General features: G+C 55.7%; 1 rRNA gene (running past one end of the window). It reads right to left on the reverse strand.

The features are described from left to right. A 23S ribosomal RNA gene (locus tag NZ653_10210) occupies positions 1-253 on the reverse strand (its annotated part extends 260 nt beyond the left edge of the window); the annotation flags it as partial.

The raw sequence follows: 253 nt of genomic DNA on the forward strand, positions 1-253 counted from the left end.
TTCCCATCGGCTACGCTTTTCAGCCTCACCTTAGGGTCCCGGCTAACTGGCGGATGATTTACATTGCCGCCAAAACCTGGGGCTTCCGGCGGACAGGTTTTTCACCTGTCTTCGCTGCTACTCATGCCAGGATTCTCACTTGTCTGCAGTCCATCCCACCTTACGGTGAAACTTCAACCCACAGACAACGCTCCCCTACCGCTCTTACGAGCCCGCAGCTTCGGTACCGGGCTTAAGCCCCGCTAAATTTTCG

Source organism: Anaerolineae bacterium (assembly GCA_025062375.1).
Classification (GTDB): Bacteria; Chloroflexota; Anaerolineae; order SpSt-600; family SpSt-600; genus SpSt-600.